Source organism: Streptosporangium sp. NPDC006013 (genome assembly GCF_040614275.1).
In the GTDB taxonomy this organism is placed as follows: domain Bacteria; phylum Actinomycetota; class Actinomycetes; order Streptosporangiales; family Streptosporangiaceae; genus Streptosporangium.
Map to the genome: position 1 here is coordinate 1 of NZ_JBEXUE010000628.1, position 4,935 is coordinate 4,935.

Genomic DNA, 4,935 nt, shown 5'->3' on the forward strand with positions numbered 1-4,935 from the left:
GCGTCTGCTTGCTCTCGGTGAACAGACGGCGAAAGAAGGAGTCCAGGACGACGGTAGGGCGTGCGTGCCGGTCGATGATGGCCGTGATCTCGGGCCGACCTGGCATGGGGGCTGCGCATCGGGCTCGCGGCGGTGATCGATCTGGAAGGCAGGGGCAATTGAGCACTGATGTGGTCCGGGTGCGCACCGGGGTCTACCACGACTCCGTGAGCCTGATGCGGGTCAGCCGGACGGCGACCGCGCTTCCCGGCGTGGAGGTCGCGGTGGTGGCGATGGCCACGGAACTCAACCTCGGGGTCGCCGCCGAGCTGGGGTTCGACCTCCCCAAGGCCGGTCCCGCCGACCTGCTGATCGCGCTGCGCGGCGGTGAGGCGGACACCCTGGAGGCCGCCCTCGCGGAGCTGGACGGGTTGCTGGCGGGACTCTCCACCCCGCCGGCCGGCGGCGCCGCCGTCGAGCACCCCCCGCACACGGTCCGTGCCGCGGCCCGCGAACACGCCGCCACGCTGGCCCTGGTCTCGGTACCCGGGCCGTACGCGTTCGCCGAGGCGCTGGACGCGGTCGAGGCCGGCCTGTCTGTGATGATCTTCAGCGACAACGTGCCGGTCGAGCAGGAGGTACTGCTCAAGCGACGCGCCGCCGAGCTCGGCGTGCTGGTCATGGGCCCGGACTGCGGCACCGCGGTGATCGGCGGGGCCGGTCTCGGATTCGCGAACGTCCTGCGGCCGGGCCCGGTCGGTCTGGTGGCCGCCTCGGGGACCGGCGCGCAGCAGGTGGCCTGCCTGCTGGACCACGCGGGAGTGGGGGTCTCCCACGTGCTGGGCGTGGGCGGCCGTGACCTGTCCGCGGACGTGGGTGGGCTGTCCACCCTGCGCGCCCTGGAGGCCCTCGACGCCGACCCCGCGACCGAGCTGATCGTCCTGATCTCCAAGCCTCCCGCACCCGAGGTCGCGCGGGCCGTCGCCGAGACCGTCGCGAAGCTCGGCACTCCGGTCGTGACCTCCCTGCTCGGCCCCGGCCAGGACGACCTGACCGCGGCGACCGAGACCGCCCTGCGCGCCCTCGGCGCCCCGGTCCCCGCCTGGCCGTCCTGGCCCGCCCCCGGCACGGCGCGGGAGCACGCGGGAGGTCTGCGCGGCATCTACTCGGGTGGGACGCTCTGCGTGGAGGCACGGCTGATCACCGGAAGCGGGGAGTTCACCGACTTCGGCGACGACGCCTACACGGTCGGCCGGGCCCACCCGATGATCGACCCGACGCTCCGCCTGGAGGCCCTGGCCGAGGTGCCGCCGGGCGAGGTCGTCCTGATCGACGTGGTCCTCGGCCACGGCGCCGACCCCGATCCCGCCGCGACGCTCGCGCCCGTGATCGACGGGGCCACCGCGAGAGGTGTCACGGTGATCGTCGCCTTGGTCGGCTCCGAGGGCGACCCACAGGGACTGAACGCGCAGGCCGAGGCCCTGAACGCGGCGGGCGCCGCGGTGTTCACCTCCAACGCCCAAGCCGCGGGACACGCCGCCGAGGTCGCCGCCGGAATCGCTCGTTGACCGCCGTCGGACGCCGGGGAGCGGCTGCCCTCTCCCCGGACGTCACCGTTCTTCGCTCAGGAGTTCACCCATGACGCTGACCATGCTTTCCGGCGAGCCGGAAGTGATCACGGTGGGGGCCGGCGTGCTCGGCGAGGCGCTGGACGCCCAGGCCGTTCCCCGGACGCGGGTGGACTGGCGCCCGCCGATGCCCGGCACCGAGGCCGACCTGGTCCGGGTGCTGGCCGACCCGCGCAGGGGCCGCGCCAACGAGACGGCGGTGGGCCGCCTGGTCTCCGCCCGGCCGCAGCTCGTCGGGGTGCGTCCCGCGCACGAGGTACTCGACCTGCCGAAGGGCACGTTCCTGCACGCGGGGCCGCCGATCGAGTGGGAACGGGCGTCGGGTCCGATGCGGGGCGCGCTCATCGGGGCGATGCTGCTGGAGGGGCTGGCCGCCGACGCCGCCGACGCCGAGGAGCGGCTGGCCCGCGGGCAGGCGCGGCTGGACTCCTGCCACCATCACCGGACCGTCGGGCCGATGGCGGGCGTGGTCACCCCGTCGATGTGGATGTTCGAGGTCCGTGACGCCGAACACGGCGGCACCGCCTACTGCTCGCTCAACGAGGGGCTGGGCAAGGTGCTGCGCTACGGCGCGTACGGCCCGGAGGTGCTGAGGCGACTGCGCTGGATGGCCGAGGTGCTCGGCCCCGTGCTCCAGGCCACCCTGGAGCGGAGCGGTCCGCTGGACCTGCGGGCGCTGACCGCGCAGGCCCTGCAGATGGGCGACGAGCTGCACAACCGCAACCGCGCCGCCACCTCGCTGCTGGTCCGCGAGCTGGCTCCCGAGGTGGTGGAGGCCGCTCCCGGCCACGCCGCCGAGGTGCTCCGCTTCATCAACGGCAACGACCACTTCTTCCTCAACGCGGGCATGGCCGCGTGCAAGGTCAGCGCGGACGCCGCGCGGAACGTCCCCGGCTCCACGATGATCGTCGCGATGGCACGCAACGGCACGGACTTCGGGGTCCAGGTCTCCGGGCTGGGCGATCGCTGGTTCACCGGCCCCGCGGGCGTGCCGGACGGTCTCTACCTCGGCGCGTACGGTCCGGACGACGCCAATCCCGACATCGGCGACTCCACGATCACCGAGACGGCCGGCCTGGGGGGCTTCGCGATGGCCGCGGCCCCGGCGATCGTACGGTTCGTCGGTGGCGACGTCTCGGACGCGATGGCGGCCACCCGTTCCATGTACGAGATCACCCTGGCCGAGCATCCCGCGTACCAGATCCCGGGGCTGGACTTCCGGGGCACGCCGGTCGGCGTCGATGTCACGCTGGTCGCCAGGACGGGCCTGCTGCCCACCGTGAACACCGGTATCGCCGGCCGGGTCGCGGGGACCGGACAGGTCGGCGCGGGTCTGGTCAGCCCGCCCGCCTCGGCTTTCACCACGGCGCTGGCCGCGCTGGCCGAGGCGGCCGATCATGGAAACGGATCGGTTTAGCGCGATCCCTTGGCTATTGGGAACGGGTGAAGCTGACAATTCACCCGCTCGCCGGTAGCATTCGGCGACGTCAGGGCGCGGACACAAGTTCAGTGATCCGAAGAACACCGATCACTGACAAATACCGTCACGCGCTTTCTCCGTATGCCAACTTCCATTACCGAATGACATCCCGATATCGTGTCCAGCCTTACAAAAAGGGCTGGTTGTGGGGAACGGGGTACGATGACCGATCGCTTGCTCGGGAGAAACCCCCAGGGGCCTGAGGGTGGCGATTCCGCCGGAGCCACACCGGAGGGCCAGGGCAGGCTGGTGGGCAGGCGCTACCGCCTGGTGTCGCCGGTGGGCCGTGGTGGGATGGGCATGGTGTGGCACGCCCACGACGTCCTGCTCGATCGGGACGTCGCGGTCAAGGAGCTGATCCTCCCCTACGGGCTCGACCACGCGGGCAAGCAGGGGGCGCACCGGCGGATGCTCCGCGAGGCCCGCTCGGCGGCCCGGCTCAGCCACCCCGGCATCGTCACGGTCCACGATGTCGTCGAGGAGGACGGCCGCCCCTGGATCGTGATGGAGCTGGTCCGCGCCTGGTCGCTTGAGCAGGCCGTACGGCAGAGCGGACCGCTGCCCGTGGTCCAGGCCGCCGAGATCGGCATCCGGGTGCTCGACGCGCTCCGCCACGCCCACGCCGCCGGGATCATGCACCGCGACGTCAAACCCGGCAACGTGCTGCTGACCTCCGACCGGGTGGTGCTCACCGACTTCGGCATCGCCGCGATAGAGGGCGACGTCACGATCACCCAGACCGGCCTGCTGATGGGCTCCCCCGCCTACATCCCGCCGGAGCGGCTGTCGGGCCGGCAGGTCACTCAATCCTCCGACCTGTGGTCCTTCGGTGCCACGCTCTACGCGGCGGTCGAGGGCCGGCCCCCCTACGAGGGTCCTGACGCGGTGGCCGTGCTCGGCGCGATCCTCACCCAGGAGCCCAACCGCCCCCAGCGAGCCGGCGCCCTGATCACCGTCATCGAGGGCCTGCTCCGCAAGAACCCCGCCGACCGGATGAGCGCCGCCCAGGTGTCGGATCTACTGGACCGGGTGCTGCGCAGCCACGGCTCCAGCACCCCGAACCGCACGCCCAGCCCGGCGCCCTCGTCGATGCCGGTCCCCGGCGACTCCATGCCGATGCACCTGATGCCCCCGCTGGACGTGCCGTCGGGGCCGATGCCCTCCCGGATCATCGAGACGCCCTCCGGCCCGATCCGGGTGCCCTACGACCCCGCCGCCGACTCCTCGGGCGGTCACGCGCTCCCCTACGACGCACTCGCCGGCCCGAGCGGGGGCCACCGCGCGGACCTGCTCTCCCTCCCCGGGCACTCCTCAGCTCCCAGGTCCGCGCAGACCGGCGGGCACCAGCGCGGGTACGACGCGCTGCGCATCCCGGCGACCGGACCTGGCGGCAACCCGTTCGACGCGCTGACCAGCTTCTCCGGCGACCTTCCCGGCGTCCCGCCGTCCGCACCACCGCGCGATGGGCGGAGCGGGGCCGCACCCTGGCCGATCCCGGGGCCCACCCCGGCCCCGCAGGAGCAGGCCCCCTCCGACGCCGTACGGAACTCCCAGGCCCTGACCTCACCCGGCAGGGTGGGGACACGCGCGGGCACGCGCCGCGCTCCGGAGCGCGAGGGCGGCCGGTCGCGCGGCAGCGGCCCCGACAGCCGTCTGCTGATGCTCGGCGGGGGCGGCGTGCTGGCCATCGTGGTCGCCGGGCTCATCGTCTTCCTGATCGGCGACGACTCCGGCACCGCGAACCCCACGGGCCCCTCGGCGGCGATCTCCGCACCCGCCGACCCGGGGACGTCCTCCGGGGCCGACGAGGAGATCCCCGACGGCTTCAAGTCGGCGAGCGCCGCCGGG

General features: G+C 73.2%; 3 protein-coding genes. All 3 read left to right on the top strand.

Translation table 11 applies throughout. The features are described 5' to 3' along the window. Window positions 1–158: 158 nt before the first annotated feature. Window positions 159–1,547 carry an FdrA family protein gene (locus ABZ260_RS46475; protein WP_355631101.1) on the top strand — a complete coding sequence of 463 codons (1,389 nt, stop codon included), beginning with the start codon at window positions 159–161 and terminating at the stop codon, window positions 1,545–1,547. A gap of 70 nt (window positions 1,548–1,617) precedes the next feature. Beyond that, window positions 1,618–3,024: a DUF1116 domain-containing protein gene (locus ABZ260_RS46480; protein ID WP_355631104.1), complete on the top strand. Its 1,407-nt coding sequence runs from the start codon at window positions 1,618–1,620 to the stop codon at window positions 3,022–3,024. A gap of 225 nt (window positions 3,025–3,249) precedes the next feature. Beyond that, a partial coding sequence (locus ABZ260_RS46485; RefSeq protein ID WP_355631107.1) for a protein kinase occupies window positions 3,250–4,935 on the top strand: 1,686 nt, incomplete at its 3' end.

Excerpts from the sequence above, each read along its gene's own strand:
- ABZ260_RS46480 (WP_355631104.1), top strand. The coding sequence starts at position 1,618 with ATGACGCTGACCATGCTTTCCGGCGAGCCGGAAGTGATCACGGTGGGG.